Source organism: Sphingorhabdus sp. Alg231-15 (assembly GCF_900149705.1).
Taxonomy (GTDB): Bacteria; Pseudomonadota; Alphaproteobacteria; order Sphingomonadales; family Sphingomonadaceae; genus Parasphingorhabdus.
Genome location: NZ_LT703001.1, coordinates 2,475,116 through 2,492,485 on the forward strand (window position 1 = coordinate 2,475,116; position 17,370 = coordinate 2,492,485).

A 17,370-nucleotide genomic window follows, 5' to 3' on the forward strand; every position below is an offset into this window, starting at 1 on the left:
CGCTATTGGCCAGTTTCGGTGGTTTGTTCAACCGCTTGTTTGGGTAAATCTTTGAAAGGGATAAGACCCTGCTTGATCACCCGCATGGCGTTCCCGCCCATTACAGCGCGAATTTCATCTTCGGTGAAGCCTGCGTCCATCAATGCTTGGGTGATGTGGACGATGCCGCTGGTATCGAAGCGGGTTGTTACAGCACCATCAAAATCGCTGCCCAGGGCGGCATGTTCAATTCCGACCAGATCGCGGACATGTTTGACGGCTTTGGCGACGGTTTTCGGATCGGTGTCACACATGGCTCCGTCCCAATAGCCCAGTCCTACAATGCCGCCAGTGGCCGCCACCCCCTTGATTTCTTCGTCGGTGAGATTGCGATTGACGCCGCATACTGCCTGCACACCACCATGACTGGAAACCACAGGGCGCCGGGCCATCTTCAGAATGTCGGCAACCGCCTCACGACTCGAATGCGCAATATCCACGATCATGCCTTTATCTTCCATGTCGCGGACAATCTGCCGGCCAAATGTGGTGAGCCCACCTTTCTCCTCACCATGCATGGAGCCGGCCAGTTCATTATCGAAAAAATGCACGAGGCCCGCCATACGCATGCCGGAATCATAGAGCTTGTCGAGATTTTCACGCTTGCCTTCCAGCGTTTGAAGACCTTCGGCTGAGAATAATGCACCAATAATTTTTTCATTCTGCGAACGCGCCAATGTCAGACCATCGAGTTGTTGAGATGTGCTGATCGCGACCAGAGCGCGATCAGAGATGATGACTGCCTGATCGAGCTTTTGGGCATGGTAGAGTTGTCGTTCCAGCAAGGAAAACCACGTCCGAATAGGCTGCAACTGCGCGATCGTCAGGAGGGTGATATTATCCGTATCAGCGCTGTTACGGTCATAATTCTGATCCTTTGGCGTCTTGGTGACGCTGGAAAAGATTTGCAGGCCAACATTGCCCTTCTGCATCCGTTTGAGATCAACATGGCCATAGTCGACCGCATCAGTAATCCGGCGTTTCCACAACAAGGTATCGGCGTGCAGATCAACAATCATAAGGCTGTCATGCAATTTCTGCGCTTCTGGTCGTATTGGAGGTAATGCCTTGTTGTCTGTTTGGTTGATTTGCGCTTCGATGGCGCTCGAATCACGGCTCATTTCTGGCAAATAACCTGCTACAACCCTGTTTGTCTGTTTTTCAAATATGGCCGGCGCAAAAATGAAAAAGGCGGTCGCACCAACAATCAGGACAAGCAGTATTCCAAGGCCAATTTTTTTCATGCCTGTTTCCGTTTCAACGTGACAAAGGAAAAGGCCGGTCTGCCATTCTCGGCATCATGGCTTTCCCGTTCGCTTTCTTGCCAGACGGCAGGATCAAAGCCATCCATGACGGTGTCCCCATCCACATCCATATGCACTTCAGTGAGCGCAATACGATCGGCTTGCGGCAGAAAGAGCCGGTAAATTTCTGCGCCGCCGATGACGACGATATGCGGCGCATTGGCAATTCTCAGTGCGTTCTGAATATCATGAACCACCTCCGCACCCTCGGCTTCCCATTCTGTATCACGGGTGAGAACGATATGCCGGCGACCGGGTAAAAGGCCGGGCAGGCTGTCAAAAGTCTTGCGTCCCATAATCATCGGTTTGCCTTGGGTCAGCGATTTGAAATGCCGCAAGTCGGCTGGTAAATGCCAGGGCATCGTACCGTCTTTACCGATGACCCCATTGTCGGAGCGCGCGAGGATCAGGATGATTTCCGGATGGTTCATGGGATTCGCCTAGCTCAGATCAAATCCTGTGCAAATCAGAAAAATAATTTCGTGACATGACCCATTTTTCGTCCGGGGCGGCTTTCGCCTTTGCCATAGAGATGGAGGTGGTTGGCGGGGTCCGATAGCAACGCCTGCCACTGGTCGGCATTGCCGCTAATCAGATTCGTCATCTCAACTTTACTAGCGGCCAATCCGGTATCGCCGAGAGGCAATCCGCAGATGGCCCGGATATGATTTTCAAACTGGCTGGTGATCGCGCCCTCGATTGTCCAGTGCCCGCTATTATGCACGCGCGGGGCCATTTCATTGAAAACCGGGCCGTCAGCAGTAGCGAAAAATTCGCAAGTCAGCACGCCAACATAATCCATCGCCTCTGCCATTTTTGCTGCCAGCGCACGAGCGGCTTGTTCCTGCGCGACAATCTCGGCCGGTGCGGGAACCAGCGATTGGGCCAAAATCCCGTCTTCATGAATATTATGCGGCGTATCCCAGTAACCGATGGCACCATCCTGTCCGCGCACCAGGATGACCGAAAATTCGTGGGAGAAAGTGACAAAGCCTTCGGCCACGCAGGGCTGATGTCCCACGGAATCCCAATGGACCGCAAGATCATCACCCGGCTTTATTCTGGCTTGTCCTTTGCCATCATAGCCCATGCGAATGGTTTTCAAAATGGCGGTTGCGCCGATTTCCTCAATCGCTCCATCCAGAGACTCACGATCCGTCACTTCGGCAAAAGGGGCGGTCGTACCGCCATGGGTGCGAGCGAATGTCTTTTCCGTGACCCGGTTCTGCGCAACATCAAGCGCTGCTACAGGCGGATATAGCGGTGCGCGGTCTGCTATCGCGGCAAGCGGCGCGACCGGGACATTCTCAAACTCAAATGTGATGACATCGCAGCTATCGGCAAATTTGCCCAACGCCTCAATATCGTCATCTTGAGCGCAGGTAAATTCGGCTGCGACATCGGCGGCAATGCTGGCTTCATCTGGCGCGTAGATATGGCAGCGATAACCAAGCTGTGCGGCAGCGACCGCTAACATCCGGCCAAGTTGGCCGCCACCCAATATGCCAATGGTTGAACCGGGAGGAAGCGGAGTCATCGCAGTCAATTATTCCGGTTGCTCTGCGACGGCATTGCTTTGTGCCGCACGCCAGGCATCCAGTCGCTCAGCTAAAGCATCATCTTCGTTGGCGAGGATCGCAGCCGCGAGTAGTGCGCTATTTTTCGCACCGGCGTCTCCGATAGCCAAGGTTCCAACCGGAATGCCAGCGGGCATCTGAGCTATGGAAAGCAGGCTGTCGACCCCGTTCAGGGTTCGCGATTGAATGGGCACACCAAGAACAGGTACCCGCGTCATCGCGGCGGCCATACCGGGCAGATGCGCAGCGCCGCCAGCGCCCGCGATAATCACTTTCAATTTCCGTTCAGTAGCGCCTTTGGCATAGTCATAGAGTCGGTCAGGCGTCCGATGAGCCGAAACAATTTTAACCTCATGGGCGATATCGAGCTGCTCTAGAATATCGGCAGCAAGGGACATGGTTGCCCAATCGGACTGACTGCCCATGATAATCCCAACTTGCGGTTCAGTTGGCGGAGTGGCTTCGGTCATGCTTGCACCTGAATAGTGTCGCGGAAGCAAATTCGTTTAGCCATGAAATGCCGCACGCGCAATGCGGCAATGGCGATGTGCGTTCTTTTGTGTTTGTAGTTTACAATAACGGACTGCGGAACGCATTTTTTGCTATCACTATTGACTAACAAGGCTATTGCAAACTACAGGGCCGTATTGCGTAAATACTGGTAAATAACAGTATCGCGGTGGGGGACAGGGCATTGTTAGACGAAGTCATCAATAGAAATGAAGATAAAGAAAGATGCAATCATTGTGCAGCTCTTCAGCTAGAGAATTTGCGACTAGGCAAAGAACTTGCTGAAATGGAGAAGCGTGCCAATCATGACGTTTTGACGGGCTTGCCCAATCGCCGCTTTTTCATTGAGAGTTTAGACAAAAGGATCATGCGTTGTCAGCGCTATGGTGACAATACTGCTTTGCTTTTCCTCGATGTGGACGATCTCAAGAGGGTCAACGATAGTCATGGTCATGCTGCCGGTGACCTGTTGCTGGTGCGTCTTGGAAAGATATTGAAAGGCAATATCCGGGCCTGTGACATGGTAGCGCGGATTGGCGGAGATGAATTTGCATTGTTGCTCGACAATCTTGATGCCGACCAGGTTGAAAACAAGATATTGGGGCTGATGGATCGATTCAAGTCGGCCAAATTGGAGCATGAGGGCCAGGCCCTGCAATTCGGTGCCGCCATTGGATATAGTTTTGTTGGACCCACAGATACGGTTTCGGCTCTGATGTCCCGGGCGGACGAGGCCATGTACAATTCAAAAGGCGATGATAACTGACTGGCTGAGAATTATCTGGCCGAGAACTATAAGGTCTTCACCGTTCAGACAGATAATAGCGTTCCTGTTCCTTTAGATCGTCATCAAGATCGTAGATGATCGGCTGACCCGTCGGGATTTCCAGCCCGGTAATCTCATCGTCCGAAATTCCCGAGAGATGCTTGACCAATGCGCGCAGGCTATTGCCATGGGCGGAGATCAGCACGCGCTTACCGGATTGCAATTCCGGCGCGATCCGGCTTTTCCAATAAGGCAGCACGCGGGCGATTGTGTCTTTCAAGCTCTCGGTCGCGGGCACTTCAATTCCTGCATAGCGCGGATCGGATGACATTTGATATTCGCTATCGGCAGCCATTGGCGGCGGCGGCGTATCGAAACTGCGACGCCAGATATGCACCTGTTCGTCACCATGTTTGTCGCGGGTTTCTTGTTTGTTGAGACCGGTTAGCCCGCCATAATGGCGTTCGTTCAGCCGGTAGTTTTTCTCGACCGGCAACCAAAGCCGATCCATTTCTTCCAGCGCGAGATTAAGTGTCTTTATCGCGCGGCTTTGTAAGCTGGTGAAGCACAAGTCTGACTCAATGCCTTTTTCCTTCATCATGCGGCCAGCTTCCTTGGCTTCTTCAATTCCTTTTTCGGTGACATCTACATCCCACCACCCGGTGAAGCGGTTTTCCAGATTCCATTGCGACTGGCCGTGACGAAGCAGAATGAGCTGAGGCATTTAATGTCCTTATTTGATGTGTTGCCGCATCCTTAGCGGCGAAGGTGTTTCACGCCAAGCTGCATATTTGTTTTGCGTGCGGCCACCAACACTAGAATATTCGGCTGAGGGTGTAGAATGCGCCTAGTCCACCAACCAGGTAGAGAGCCGGAGCCTCAATCCATTTGCGCTTGTCCAGAGATATTTTGCCTGCCAACCACAAGACCGCAAGAGCCAGGCAAACAAACAAAATCTGTCCGACTTCGACGCCAAGATTGAACAACAGCAATGCCCATATTTCTTCGCCCTTGGGAAGGCCAATATCCGCCAGCGCGCCGGCAAAACCAAGTCCATGAAGCAACCCAAATCCGAGTGCGATTAACCATGGTCTGCGGATTGTGATGCTTGTCTTTCCCGCCCATTTGCGCACCACTTCGATGGCGAGGAAGAATATCGACACAGCGATCAGTAATTCAACCGGTTCGCTGGGTAGCGTAAACAAACCCAGGGCGGTGATGGCGAGAGTGATGCTGTGACCAAGGGTAAAGGCGGTGATCACCCACAAAAGCTGACGCGGGGCAGTGAGCAGCAATAGGCCGAGCACGAACAGCAAATGATCCCAGCCGAACAGCATATGTTCCGCTCCGATGCGTAGATAAGCACCGGTCGGGGAGCCAGCCGGATCGCCTAGCGCAAAAGAAGCGCTGGCAGGGCGCAAGACATAGGTGCTTTCTGTCCCATCTTTCGTGCGCAAGCGGACAAAGACATCAGTGAGCGTGCGGTCCAGTCCCGCAATGGAAACACGGCCTTTATCCAGACGACAGGGTATCTGCCAGCTTTCGACAATCGCATCGCCCGATACAACCTGATCTATCGTCTCCGGTTCCGGGCATTGATCGGGCAAGATGGGTCGCATCTTTAGCTTGCGACCAGACAGGATCGGCTGTTTCCAGACGACCGCGACGGTGCCGCCGGATTGCTCGGTCAGTTCGAGGGCAGCGGGCCGGATTTCATGGGCGCTGGCAACTATGCCGCACATCCACATAAGGATGGCCCAGGAAACGCTGAACCTTATGACCGTCACTTGTCAGAGCCTTCAATCACGACATCATAGTCGCGCACGAGTTTTCTCAAGGCCGCCTGCTTGGCCTTGGCGCTCTGATTTTCCTGCCAAGCTTCGGTGACTTCCGCCTTGATCGGTTCAAAACTCGCTTCAGCAGCGCCGTCAATGGTTTCTATCCGGACCAGATGCAACCCAAAGGCAGAGCCGATGGGCGAGCTCCATGATCCGGACTTCAGCTTAAAGATCGCGCTGGCAAATTCCGAACCGAACAATCGGGTAACCTCGCTTTCAGGTATCGCGGCATAGCTACGTTTCTGAATGAAAGGGTCGCCCAGACCTTTCCAGTCCGCTCCCGATTGCACGTTCAGCAAATTGTCGTCCGCTATCCTGTCAATCGCAACACCATGTTTTTCCGGGCTAAGATAGATATGGACAAAACTCCGCCGTTCAGGCGCGGCAAACTTATCGCGGTTTGCTTCAAACCATTGCTTCAACTCTGCATCTGTTGGATTGGTTGCTTTGCTTTCGCCGCTGACCAGAAAGTCCATTTTCTGTGCCAGGCGGCGTTTGATGATGGTGTCGTCATCGCCAAGCCCAAGCCGCTCGGCCTCGCGAACCAGAACCTCCTGTTGCACGAATTGATCGATAATTTGTTGTTTATCCTCACCGGTGGGAAGGCGGCCGGCAGTATTCGCCCATAGCGCGCTGAGCCGATCAAGCTCAGCGGTGCTGAGGGTTATCGTGCGGCCTTGCTCACCCTGATAGCTTGACCAGTGATGATTGATGAACACCAGTATCAGCCCGATTAGAATGAAATGGTTGATCGGATCGCGCAGAGCTTTTTTCAACATGGTCATAGATATAACGACATTTCAGAATTGCGCTCAGCCTGAGTTTGTCGAAGAGTCTTGAGACCAGCTTCGACGGGGCTCAGCTTGAGCGCTATTGCAAATCCCAAACTGCTATCAGGCCTTGGTTGGTACATACCAGATGGGCGAAGACCAGGCGCGTTCCTGTATCGTTTTTTGCAAGGCTGGATTTGGCGGCACACCTGCGCGAATTGCATCCCATGTTGACCAGCGGCAAACCGGATTTTCCAGTACCCTGACATAATAGGAGGCACGTTGTCCCGCCTGATGTTCCGGGTCACGCCAGAATGTCTTAAGCTCCGGTGCACCCTTGTCCGTTGAGATCGAGCAATCAGACAGGTTGACCTTTGCACCATTATCCGGACAGCGGGCGGTGGCCGGATCCACTGTGCCGCCATCGGAACAGGCGACATCGAACAGCTTTTCACTGGTCTTGCCGCCATCAGTCCAGACTTTGACGATCTGGATGCGTTGCAAAGGCGCGCTCATCGCGTCGCGCATGGCCCAGACAATGAAACCGGGAGCCTTGCCCTCACCAACCAGGTCGCCACCCATGGAGACACCATCCTTATAGGCTTTGGACACCATTTCGGGATCATCCAGCATCGCTGCATCAAATCCAAAGCCGCCGAAGAAGCGCAATTTGATCCGTGTTCCGGTGGTTGCGTAGGTTTCCTTGCGCCGCATTGCATCGAATATTGCTTCGCGGGTATTCTCCTCGGCCCATACCGCAGCATAGCCTGACGCCCCCCAGCGCGAGAACCAGCTGGCGGCGCGCGGATCAACCGTTACACCATCCCAGCTTTTCTTGCCGCCTGGTGGGATCGAACCGCGTGCCTCTGGCGTGCCATCGACGACACCGACTTTGGACCAAAAATTCTTTTCGTCAAATGATCCACCCGCAACATGACTGTCGGTAGAACCGATCAAACCAAATTGAAACGGATTGCTGCCGATTTTATCTTCCAGCATCAGACCATTGGCATAAGCTTGCCGAACATAATCGCCGCTGCTTGTCTTGGACTTGATCTGTGAGGACAGAAGATATTCGTAAATGCCGAAATCTGCCCATTCATCATTAGGCGATAGGGAAGGATGGGTTTCCGAAGTGCCTTTGACCTGTGTAATCTCGACAATGGGTTCGTTGCGTATCCGCTGATCGGCATAGGCCTTGGTCAGCGGTTGGCCATTATAGGTTTCCAGCTTGAACATCTCGCCGTCCGACACGTTGCTGTTATGCGGAATTGAAAGTCCGTCGATACCGGCTGCACGCTGTTCATCCATCCACGTCCACAAATCTTCGGGATTGCTGGAATCCAACGTGCCAAAGGGCATGTCGGGGGCCGATCCACGAAACACGACATTGCGATGCAGATTGCCGCCCGCAAATCCGCCGCCTTCGCCCTGTGTCACTCGCGTGGCGGTATATTCATAGGCGGAGAAGGTGGTGAACTTCCCCGGTCTGTAATATTTATCAGCCGCAGCAACCGTTGCTTTCCAGACATCTCCAACAATTTTCGGATCATAGACCCCATCCATCTTGCGACCGTCGCGCACAGCGCCGCCGATCAGCTGGAATGCTGCGATAATCTTGTCCGGATCAGCGCTGAACATGTCCTTCGCCATATCGAGCTTGGAAATTTCGGTGCCCTCGGTGTCCATCGCCGGCAGGTGACCGAGATAGGCCGCATGATCGGTGACCGCCATGAAATCCAGCGCGGGTCCTTCCAGTTTCAGGTCATAACCAGACGGATGAGTGATACCTTCACCCATGCCGAACTTATAGGCATCTTCTGGCGTCGTACGGACGTTGAAAATATAGGCATCAAAGCTGTTGCGGGTATGGATATGCAAGTCACCAAAATAGACATTGCGATCGGGATTGGGTTGTTCTGTCGTCTCGCCAGGTGCCAATGCTATATCGGTCTGGCTGTCCGTCTTGTCCCCACCAGAGCAACCTGCCACCAGCGCGCCAATTGCCGCCAGACCTAAAAAGTTGCGTTTCATGTTCCCCCTCCTGCGCGCCTCATTGATTGGGCGCATCGCTTTTATATCCTATTTTACAGCGTCCTGCCATACCGCTTTACAGCCACGGGAAACGCCTGTTTCCCTATTATCACAAGACAGTTTATTCGACTCCAGATCGTTCTTCTTCGGTTGATTTAATGACCTGATTAAATGACTTATGCAAGCGTAACCGCGGCAGATTAAGTCCATCCCCCACTCCACCCCACGATGATGGCTATGCCGCGGTTACGATCAACTGGAGAGAATCACTATGAAGAGCTTAAATCGCGTCCTCTTGGCGGCCCTTTGCAGCACGGCCATTGCCACTCCCGTTTACGCACAGGATCAAAGCGCTGAAGAAATAGCAGATGACAATATTATCATTGTGACCGCTACCCGCCGGGCACAGGATGTGCAGGATATTCCCTTGGCTGTGACCGCGGTCAGCCCGGTACAGCTGGATCGACAGGGCGTCGTAAATGTACAGGATATCACCCAGGTCTCGCCGAGTTTCTCGACCTCGAATGCACAGGCGGCATCGGGCACAGTCGTGTTGCAGATCAGGGGTGTCGGTACGACGTCCAATAATATTGGATTTGAAAGCGCGGTCGGTATTTTCGTCGATGGCGTCTATCAGTCCCGCCCCGGGGTCGCCCTTTCCGAATTTGTCGACGTGGAACGCGTCGAAGTTCTGCGTGGTCCGCAAGGAACATTATTCGGTCGCAATACTTCTGCCGGTGCGCTGACGATCACCAATGTGCGTCCGGATGTCAGCGAATTTGGCGGTTTTGTAAATGCGACCTACGGGAATTATGATCTGATGAACGTGCAAGGGGCGATTAATGTCCCGATCGTTCAGGATACATTGGCGCTGCGACTAACTGGCGCCTATCGGAAGCGGGATGGCTTTATCGATGTGGTTGATGAAACTGGCAAGATTGGTGAATCCAATGAGCTTGACCAATATCTCGTTCGCGGTCAGCTTGGCTATGAAGGCGATAGCGGCCTGACTGTAAGGCTGATTGCCGATTTTTCGAAAAGCACGGCCAATTGTTGTTCGGCGGTGGAATTACTGGCTTCGCCGCTTGAGACGGGTGGTGTGTTTGAGGCTGTTGGACTCGGTCCGCGAGGTGGTCAGTTCCAGCCCAATACCGGACAGGAAGCCGCTGATGATCGCATAGCCTCGGCCAATTTCGCACCCCGTGGAAACATCGAGCAATGGGGCGTAACGGGAGAGATTGAATTTCCTATCAGCGACAGTGCCGACATTATTTATATCGGCTCCTATCGCCAGTTTGATAGCCGCGAATCTTATGATTCCGACTTTACTGCGCTCGATATATTCGACGTGGATCGCGCCCGGGCCAATATCGACACGATGACTCATGAGCTAAGAGTGCAAGGTGAAGCATTTGACGGTGCGTTGAGCTGGCTGGTGGGCGGTTATTACTCTGATGAAGATATCCAGCAGGATGTCGATTTCTCGTTAGGCACGGACTATGACGCTCTTGTTGGTGCTCTTCTGGGCGGAGCCTTGGGTGCTAATCCGTTGGAACAATTGTCAGGTGGGATCGACCCTTCGGTGGTCACCGCAACCAATAGTTATTCGCAAAGCAGCAAAAGCTGGTCCCTGTTTACGCACAATACACTGGAAGTTGTTGATGGTTTGAAACTGACAGTAGGTCTGCGCTATTCCGACGAAAGCAAGGACGGAGGGTTTGAACAAACCGCAAGCAACAATCCGCTTTGCACAAATATCAGGGCCGCTTTTCAAGCCAATCCAGCGCTCATTCCGCCCGCGGCTGTTTCGCTAGGTTGCTTTGCATTTCTTGCGCCAGCTACCGGATCGGACGTCACGGATACAGAAATTCCTTTCGCCTTTCTGCCGCGACCATTTGTTGGCGAATTTAACGACAGCGAGCTTATCTATACCGGCAAGATAGCCTATGAGTTTGCCGCTCCGGTCAATATCTATGCTAGCTTCACCCATGGCTATAAATCAGGTGGGTTTAATCTCGACTCGACCGCTGCGGCTGGCGGTGCAGATCCCCGTTTTGATTCGGAAGAGGTGGATGCGTATGAAGTCGGTCTGAAGGCCAAGCTTCTCGATAATCGGGTCACTTTGAACATTGCTGCTTTCCATGAAGAATTCACGAACTTCCAAATTCTTGAGTTTACCGGTGCGCAGTTCCAGACATTCAACGTGCCAAAGGCGAAAACCACCGGGGTGGAAATCGAGACGGTCATTCGTCCGGATGATAATTTCACTTTGAATGCGGGTTTGACTTATACTGATGCGAGATATCCCAGTGACTGCGCAGGCGATCTCGCCGATCTGCAGGTGCTAAACCTCTGCGGTGCCTCCCTCACCAACGCACCGGACATTGTGGCCATTGCGGGGGCGACTTATGAGAATGATCTCGGCAATAATCTTGACTTCTTTCTCAACGGTCAAATCCGTATGGAAAGTGACCGCCGGACTTCGACCCAGCCGTCAGACTCGACCGATCTTACGGACCAGACGCCGCTCCCCTTTGATATTCAGGATGGAAATGCCAAGATCAACCTGCGCGCAGGGATTGGTAGTCAGGATGATAGCTGGGGTATCGAAGCATGGGTCAATAACCTGACCAACGAGGTAACCCGGGGCGTCACCTTTAACACCGTATTGCGATCAGGCTCACGCTCGGCTTACCTACAAGAACCAAGAACATTTGGTGTAACGCTCCGCGGAAAATTCTAATATTCACGGGACTTTAGGGGGGGGATTTCGTCAGCATGAATCGGGGCCGGTTTTCCGGCCCCTTTTTGTGCTGCCTGTAGGTTAACGCTCGCTGGGTGGTATGCTGATAGCATCAAATATACAACAGATTGTGATTTGGACTATCGATTATCGCTAAAATCCGTGTGGTTTCCATTGTATCATTTTTACCACGGCTGGCCATATTCTACACAAACATGTGTATATCCGCTTGATTTAGCGGCCTAACTACACGACCTATAGGTTCGAAACCGCCATGATAAGATCATTGTCCTTCCCCAAAATAATGGGACAAATGACAAGTGGCGGTGAAGTTCAACGGGAGAGAATGATTATGAAAAGTTTGAATCGCGTCCTTATGGCAGCCTTGTGTACAAGCGCCATGACAGTTCCTGCCTACGCACAGGATACCGGTGCTGAAGAGTTTGATGACAATGTCATCATCGTGACGGCCACCCGCCGTGCAGAAGATGTACAAGATATTCCGCTTGCAGTGACCGCGGTTAGCCCGGTCCAACTGGAGCAACAGGGCGTTGTCAACGTTCAGAATATCGGCAGTGTCTCTCCCAGCTTCTCGACCTCCAATGCGCAGATCGCATCCGGGTCGGTGGTTTTGCGGATCCGCGGTGTTGGTACTACCTCCAACAATATTGGCTTTGAGTCTGCTGTCGGTATTTTCGTCGACGGTGTTTATCAGTCACGTCCCGGCGTCGCGCTTTCTGAATTTGTCGATGTTGAGCGGGTTGAAGTTCTGCGCGGACCACAAGGTACGTTGTTTGGACGGAATACCTCTGCCGGTGCTTTGAACATCACCAACAAGCGTCCTGACGTTTCTGAATTTGGTGGGTTTGTTAACGCAAGCTACGGCAACTATGATCTGATCAGCGTGCAAGGTGCGGTTAACGCGCCAATTGTCGAAGATACATTGGCTGTTCGTCTAACCGGTGCTTATCGCCAGCGTGACGGCTATATTGATGTTGTCGATGGCGCGGGCAATGACATTGGCGATACCAATGACATCGACCAATATCTCATCCGTGGCCAGATTGGCTATGAAGGCGATAGCGGTTTGACCGTTCGCCTGATCGGTGACTATTCCAAGAGCACGTCCAGCTGTTGTGGTGCAGTTGAGCTATTGGCATCTCCGCTTGCGATTGGCGGAATGGCTGCGCCCAATGTTGCTACGACTCCCTTTGATCAGACTGCGGCCGAACAGGCACTGGATGATCGGATCTCAACCCAAAGCTTCTTGCCAGAAGCGGACGTAGATCAATGGGGCATCAGTGCTGAAGTGGAATTCCCACTCGGCGATAATGCAGACGTAATCTACATTGGTTCTTATCGTGATTTTGAATCCGTCGAATCCTATGATTCTGACTTTTCCGGTTTGAGTGTATTCGACGTAGATCGTCTGAACACAGAAATCACCACAATGACACATGAATTGCGGTTCCAGGGTGAATTGTTCGATGGTCGTTTGAATTGGTTGGTCGGCGCCTATTATTCCGACGAAGAAATCCGGCAACAGACGGATTTCTCGTTGGGCGCTGATTATGATGCGCTGGTTGGTGCAATATTCGGCGGCGCGGTAGGACCAGCTCCACTGACACTATTTTCTGGTGTAAGCCCAGCCACGGTGACGGCGACGAATGCTTATGCCCAAGATAGTGAGAGCTTTTCTTTCTTCACGCATAATACGCTTGAGATTACCGACAGCTTGGATTTCACCGTTGGTCTGCGCTATTCTGATGAAAGCAAGACCGGTAGCTTCAGTCAGCCTGCTTCCAATAATGGCGTTTGCCCAGCGATTGTCAGCAATCTTGGTGGTGTAACACCTGCGGGTGCTGCTCCAATACCGCCTGCATCACCGGCTACCGCTGCATTGCGTGGTGGTTTGTTCGGACTGGGCTGCTTCGCCTTTGTTGCTCCAGCTGATTTGCCAGGATCGGCAACCGCACCAGGCAACGGTCTTCCTCTACCGCGAACCTACTCGGAAGATTTCAGTGACAGTGAGTTGATTTACACGATCAAGGCATCTTACGAGTTTGCTGCTCCGATCAACATTTATGCCAGCTTTACGCATGGTTATAAGTCAGGTGGCTTCAACCTCGATTCTACCGCAGCCGTTAACGGCGCTGATCCGAGCTTCCTGTCCGAAGAAGTTGACGCTTATGAAATTGGTCTGAAAAGCAAGTTCCTTGACAATGCTATCACCTTGAATGTGGCAGCTTTTTATCAAGAATTCTCGAACTTCCAGGTTCTGGAATTTACTGGTGCTCAGTTCCAAACTTTCAACGTACCAAAAGCAGAAACGCAAGGTGTGGAAATCGAAGCGGTCATCCGTCCTGACGATCATCTCACGGTCAATGCCGGCGTAACCTACACGGATGCAAACTATCCGAGCGACTGTGCGGGAACGCAAACGTCAAACAATGTGCTTTCGCTGTGCGGAAACTCTTTGACCAACGCGCCTCAGATTGTTGCCATTACCGGCGCAACCTATGAGCGTGATCTTGGCGACAGTCTTGATTTCTTCCTAAACGGTCAGGTGCGCTTCGAAAGCGACCGTCGGACATCCACACAAGCGTTTGATCCATCAGATCTGACGACGCGGACACCGGTTCCATTTGATGTTCAGGACGGCAATGTCAAAATCAACCTGCGCGCCGGTATCGGTAGCCAGGATGATAGCTGGGGCATTGAAGCCTGGGTTCAGAACCTGACCAATGAAACAACACGTGGTGTTACCTTTAACACCGTGCTGCGCGGCGGATCACGCTCTGCTTTCCCGCAAGAGCCACGGACATTTGGTCTGACCCTTCGCGGTGCATTCTAAGATTTAAACAGTTTGGGGGCATTTCGTCACCACAAGGAGGGGCCGGTTATTCCGGCCCCTTTTTTGTTGCTGTGCATATGCCGGTTGCGCAGTTGTCCGATCGGTGCAAAACTTCTCTCATGAGCAACTATAGTTTTCAAACCGTTCCGGTCCTTCATTTTGGCGAGGGCTGTCTTTCTTTATTGGCCGATCAAGTCGCGGCCCTAGGCGGCTCCCGTCCGCTGATCGTAACTGACAAAGGTATTGTCGGTGCAGGCCTCGTCGCCCCGGTGGAGCAAGCGCTGGCCGAGGCTGGTCTGACAGCTCAGATATATGATACGGTGGTCGCCGATCCACCTGAGGCAATTGTCGAGCAAGCCATAAAGTTGGCGAAGAACGCGGATGTTGATATTGTCATCGGCCTTGGCGGCGGCAGCTCTTTGGATACAGCCAAGGTGGTTGCAGCACTGGCCATTGAAGGCGCGCAAAGCCTTTCTGATATCTATGGTGTAGCCCAATTGGATCGCAAAGGCCTGCCCACCATTTTGATCCCGACGACGTCCGGCACGGGTTCGGAGGTTACCGCCATTTCCATTCTTACTACCGGTGAAACGACCAAAGCCGGAATTGTTTCGCCGCATCTGTTCGCTGACGCTGCAATCCTGGACCCTTGTCTGACGCTCGGCCTTCCCGCAAACGTGACCGCAGCAACCGGTATTGATGCAATGGTCCACGCGATTGAGGCCTTTACCGGTCGCAATGCCAAAAATCCGGTGTCGGATATGCTGGCCATCGAGGCGTTGAAATTACTGACAGCAAATATTGAAACGGCATGTTCGGATGGCACTAACATGGCTGCACGCGAAGCCATGCTGCGTGGGTCGATGCTGGCAGGGCAGGCCTTTGCCAATTCTCCTGTCGGCGCCATCCATGCACTCGCCTATCCGCTTGGCGGCATCTACCATGTCCCGCATGGCCTTTCCAATGCGCTGGTCATGCCACATATCATGCAGTTTAACCTGGAGGCAGCAGCGGCGTTCTATGCGGAGCTGGCCGATGCACTGAGCATACCGAAAACCGGTCCAAACAGTGCGGAGGCACGGGCGCAGGAGTTGATCGACTATCTTGAAGGTCTGGCGGTGAAGGTCAAAGCACCTCGGCGATTACGGGAGGTCGGCATTGCGGAAGATGCGGTCGACGAACTGGCTGAGGCAGCGATGTTGCAAACCAGATTACTGGTAAACAATCCCAAAGAACTCGATCTTGCCGACGCCAAGCGGATTTATGCCGATGCCTGGTAAAGAGCGCACGGCGCCACCAGCATGGGATGACTACCGCGACGGTTCGTCGATCACTACGCGCTGGAATGACAATGATCCCTATGGCCATGTCAACAACGCGGTCTATTATTTCTGGTTCGATTCCGCGGTGAATCGCTATCTGATCGAGCAAGGTGCGCTCGACATTGGAAAGAGCGATGTCATTGGACTGGTCGTCCAGACATCATGCGAATATTTCGCGCCGATTGCGTTTCCCGATCTTGTTGAGGCACGCATCCGTGTCGAGAAGCTCGGTCGGACGAGTGTGACCTATGGCGTCGGTCTGTTTCGTGGAGAGGAAAAAACCGCTTCGGCGGCAGGCAGCTTTACCCATGTCTATGTCGATCGGGACAACCGGCGGCCAACCCCGCTGCCCGCACCCTTGCGTTCTGCGCTGGAATTGATAACCCTTTAACTGAGCAGTTAAAGGACCAAGACTATGCGCCACGCCGCCGATACCGAGGAACGCCAGCAATTTCGGGACATGACCCGCCGTTTTATCGAAACCGAGTTGCAGCCTCATGCCGATGAATGGGACGAAGCTGGAGAAATCCCATGGGAAGTGCATCAAAAAGTGGGTGCCCTCGGCACTTGGGGTTTTGGCGTCGCCGAGCAATATGGCGGGCTTGGTTTCGACGATATGTATATGCGCTGCATCTGGGGAGAGGAAGCAGCGCGGGCGCATAATGGCGGCACATTGGCGGCGCTCGGCGGGCGCAGTATTTCCATCGGCCCGATCGAGAAGCTGGCGTCTCAGGATATCAAGGACCGCATTCTCAAAGATATTGTCCAGGGGCGTGTCGGTTCGAGTCTCGGCGTGACCGAACCGGGTGGCGGATCTGATGTGGCCAATATGAAAACAACTGCGCGGCAGGATGGCAATCATTGGGTTATCAACGGCTCAAAGACTTTCATTACCGGCGGAATGACATCGGACTATTTTGTTGTCGGTGCGCGGACCGGCGGCGAGGGGCTGAATGGGATTTCGCTGTTTCTGGTCGAGAAAGATATGGACGGCTTTTCCCGTACTGCGCTGGACAAGAAAATGGGCTGGTGGGCATCGGATCAGGCGACACTTTACTTCGATGATGTCCGCGTTCCAGCTGGCAACATGCTTGGTGATGAAGGGCGCGGTTTCATCCAGATCATGCATAATTTCAATTATGAACGGCTCGGCATGGTCGCTCAATGCCTGGGTATGATGCGTGTCTTGCTGGAAGAATCCATCGGCTATGCGCAGCAGCGCGAAACTTTTGGCAAGCCGCTTAGCCAGCATCAAGTGATCCGCCACAAAATTGCGGAAATGTCGGCCCGAGTCGATGCAACCGAGGCTTGGGTGAACCAGATCTGCTTCCTCGCCGAGAATGACCAGATGCCGGTGGATCAGATTTGCAAAGCCAAGTTTTTCAGTACCAAGAATCTTGAATATTGTGCGAGTGAAGCGATGCAGATCTGGGGCGGCGCAGGCTATTTGCGCGGCAATGTCGTGGAGCGTTTTTATCGCGAAGTTAAAGTCATGGCCATTGGTGGCGGATCCGAAGAAATTATGCGCGATCTCGCCGTGCGGCAAATGGGGCTTTGATCGGGGCGGGAATATTCCTGTCTGGACATGGCTTCATCATAAGTCGATAGAATGT

Annotated in this window: 14 protein-coding genes; 6 read left to right on the top strand and 8 right to left on the bottom strand. The window is 53.0% G+C overall.

The genetic code is table 11. The features are described from left to right. Nucleotides 1–2: 2 nt before the first annotated feature. Genes DG177_RS12320 through purE form a run of 4 tightly spaced genes read right to left on the bottom strand, consistent with a single transcriptional unit; the run spans nt 3 to nt 3,390 of the window. Nucleotides 3–1,283 (bottom strand): membrane dipeptidase, encoded by a 1,281-nt coding sequence (locus tag DG177_RS12320; RefSeq protein ID WP_108811751.1) that lies wholly within the window; start codon nt 1,281–1,283, stop codon nt 3–5. Then, on the bottom strand, nt 1,280–1,774 hold the full coding sequence (locus tag DG177_RS12325) for a dihydrofolate reductase (RefSeq protein ID WP_108811752.1): 495 nt from the start codon (nt 1,772–1,774) through the stop codon (nt 1,280–1,282). The genes DG177_RS12320 and DG177_RS12325 overlap by 4 nt, the downstream gene beginning before the upstream one ends. Nucleotides 1,775–1,809: 35 nt before the next feature. Beyond that, the gene (locus tag DG177_RS12330) at nt 1,810–2,880 is read right to left on the bottom strand and encodes a 5-(carboxyamino)imidazole ribonucleotide synthase (protein WP_108811753.1); all 1,071 of its coding nucleotides are present in this window, start codon (nt 2,878–2,880) and stop codon (nt 1,810–1,812) included. 9 nt (nt 2,881–2,889) lie between these two features. After that, nucleotides 2,890–3,390 carry a 5-(carboxyamino)imidazole ribonucleotide mutase gene (gene purE / locus DG177_RS12335; RefSeq protein WP_108811754.1) on the bottom strand — a complete coding sequence of 167 codons (501 nt, stop codon included), beginning with the start codon at nt 3,388–3,390 and terminating at the stop codon, nt 2,890–2,892. Between the two features lie 326 nt (nt 3,391–3,716). Here purE and DG177_RS12340 point away from each other — a divergent pair, with 326 nt between their 5' ends. After that, on the top strand, nt 3,717–4,196 hold the full coding sequence (locus tag DG177_RS12340) for a GGDEF domain-containing protein (protein ID WP_337658791.1): 480 nt from the start codon (nt 3,717–3,719) through the stop codon (nt 4,194–4,196). A gap of 37 nt (nt 4,197–4,233) precedes the next feature. Here the strand turns inward: DG177_RS12340 and gpmA are convergent, their stop codons facing one another. The 4 genes from gpmA to DG177_RS12360 form a co-directional block, all read right to left on the bottom strand. Further along, nucleotides 4,234–4,920 (bottom strand): 2,3-diphosphoglycerate-dependent phosphoglycerate mutase, encoded by a 687-nt coding sequence (gene gpmA / locus DG177_RS12345; RefSeq protein WP_108811756.1) that lies wholly within the window; start codon nt 4,918–4,920, stop codon nt 4,234–4,236. A gap of 91 nt (nt 4,921–5,011) precedes the next feature. Next, nucleotides 5,012–5,983 (bottom strand): HupE/UreJ family protein, encoded by a 972-nt coding sequence (locus tag DG177_RS12350; protein ID WP_337658792.1) that lies wholly within the window; start codon nt 5,981–5,983, stop codon nt 5,012–5,014. Then, entirely contained in the window at nt 5,980–6,819 is an 840-nt protein-coding gene (locus DG177_RS12355; protein ID WP_108811758.1) for a peptidyl-prolyl cis-trans isomerase, read from the bottom strand. Before DG177_RS12355 ends, DG177_RS12350 begins: the two co-directional genes overlap by 4 nt. Nucleotides 6,820–6,927: 108 nt before the next feature. Further along, the gene (locus DG177_RS12360; RefSeq protein WP_108811759.1) at nt 6,928–8,838 is read right to left on the bottom strand and encodes a DUF3604 domain-containing protein; all 1,911 of its coding nucleotides are present in this window, start codon (nt 8,836–8,838) and stop codon (nt 6,928–6,930) included. Nucleotides 8,839–9,109: 271 nt separating this feature from the next. On the opposite strand from DG177_RS12360, the gene DG177_RS12365 reads away from it, so the two are divergent. The 5 genes from DG177_RS12365 (at nt 9,110) to DG177_RS12385 (ending at nt 17,315) form a co-directional block, all read left to right on the top strand. Next, nucleotides 9,110–11,581 carry a TonB-dependent receptor domain-containing protein gene (locus tag DG177_RS12365; protein ID WP_108811760.1) on the top strand — a complete coding sequence of 824 codons (2,472 nt, stop codon included), beginning with the start codon at nt 9,110–9,112 and terminating at the stop codon, nt 11,579–11,581. 352 nt (nt 11,582–11,933) lie between these two features. Then, complete coding sequence (locus DG177_RS12370; protein ID WP_337658793.1) at nt 11,934–14,435, top strand: TonB-dependent receptor; 2,502 nt, start codon at nt 11,934–11,936, stop codon at nt 14,433–14,435. 119 nt (nt 14,436–14,554) lie between these two features. Further along, nucleotides 14,555–15,715 (top strand): iron-containing alcohol dehydrogenase, encoded by a 1,161-nt coding sequence (locus DG177_RS12375; RefSeq protein ID WP_108811761.1) that lies wholly within the window; start codon nt 14,555–14,557, stop codon nt 15,713–15,715. Beyond that, nucleotides 15,705–16,148 carry an acyl-CoA thioesterase gene (locus tag DG177_RS12380; RefSeq protein WP_337658794.1) on the top strand — a complete coding sequence of 148 codons (444 nt, stop codon included), beginning with the start codon at nt 15,705–15,707 and terminating at the stop codon, nt 16,146–16,148. Before DG177_RS12375 ends, DG177_RS12380 begins: the two co-directional genes overlap by 11 nt. 24 nt (nt 16,149–16,172) lie before the next feature. Continuing rightward, complete coding sequence (locus DG177_RS12385; RefSeq protein ID WP_108811763.1) at nt 16,173–17,315, top strand: acyl-CoA dehydrogenase family protein; 1,143 nt, start codon at nt 16,173–16,175, stop codon at nt 17,313–17,315. The last annotated feature ends 55 nt before the right edge of the window (nt 17,316–17,370 follow it).

Excerpts from the sequence above, each read along its gene's own strand:
- DG177_RS12320 (WP_108811751.1), bottom strand. The coding sequence starts at position 1,283 with ATGAAAAAAATTGGCCTTGGAATACTGCTTGTCCTGATTGTTGGTGCG.
- DG177_RS12325 (WP_108811752.1), bottom strand. The coding sequence starts at position 1,774 with ATGAACCATCCGGAAATCATCCTGATCCTCGCGCGCTCCGACAATGGG.
- DG177_RS12330 (WP_108811753.1), bottom strand. The coding sequence starts at position 2,880 with ATGACTCCGCTTCCTCCCGGTTCAACCATTGGCATATTGGGTGGCGGC.
- purE (WP_108811754.1), bottom strand. The coding sequence starts at position 3,390 with ATGACCGAAGCCACTCCGCCAACTGAACCGCAAGTTGGGATTATCATG.
- DG177_RS12340 (WP_337658791.1), top strand. The coding sequence starts at position 3,717 with ATGGAGAAGCGTGCCAATCATGACGTTTTGACGGGCTTGCCCAATCGC.
- gpmA (WP_108811756.1), bottom strand. The coding sequence starts at position 4,920 with ATGCCTCAGCTCATTCTGCTTCGTCACGGCCAGTCGCAATGGAATCTG.
- DG177_RS12355 (WP_108811758.1), bottom strand. The coding sequence starts at position 6,819 with ATGACCATGTTGAAAAAAGCTCTGCGCGATCCGATCAACCATTTCATT.
- DG177_RS12360 (WP_108811759.1), bottom strand. The coding sequence starts at position 8,838 with ATGAAACGCAACTTTTTAGGTCTGGCGGCAATTGGCGCGCTGGTGGCA.
- DG177_RS12365 (WP_108811760.1), top strand. The coding sequence starts at position 9,110 with ATGAAGAGCTTAAATCGCGTCCTCTTGGCGGCCCTTTGCAGCACGGCC.
- DG177_RS12370 (WP_337658793.1), top strand. The coding sequence starts at position 11,934 with ATGAAAAGTTTGAATCGCGTCCTTATGGCAGCCTTGTGTACAAGCGCC.
- DG177_RS12375 (WP_108811761.1), top strand. The coding sequence starts at position 14,555 with ATGAGCAACTATAGTTTTCAAACCGTTCCGGTCCTTCATTTTGGCGAG.
- DG177_RS12380 (WP_337658794.1), top strand. The coding sequence starts at position 15,705 with ATGCCTGGTAAAGAGCGCACGGCGCCACCAGCATGGGATGACTACCGC.
- DG177_RS12385 (WP_108811763.1), top strand. The coding sequence starts at position 16,173 with ATGCGCCACGCCGCCGATACCGAGGAACGCCAGCAATTTCGGGACATG.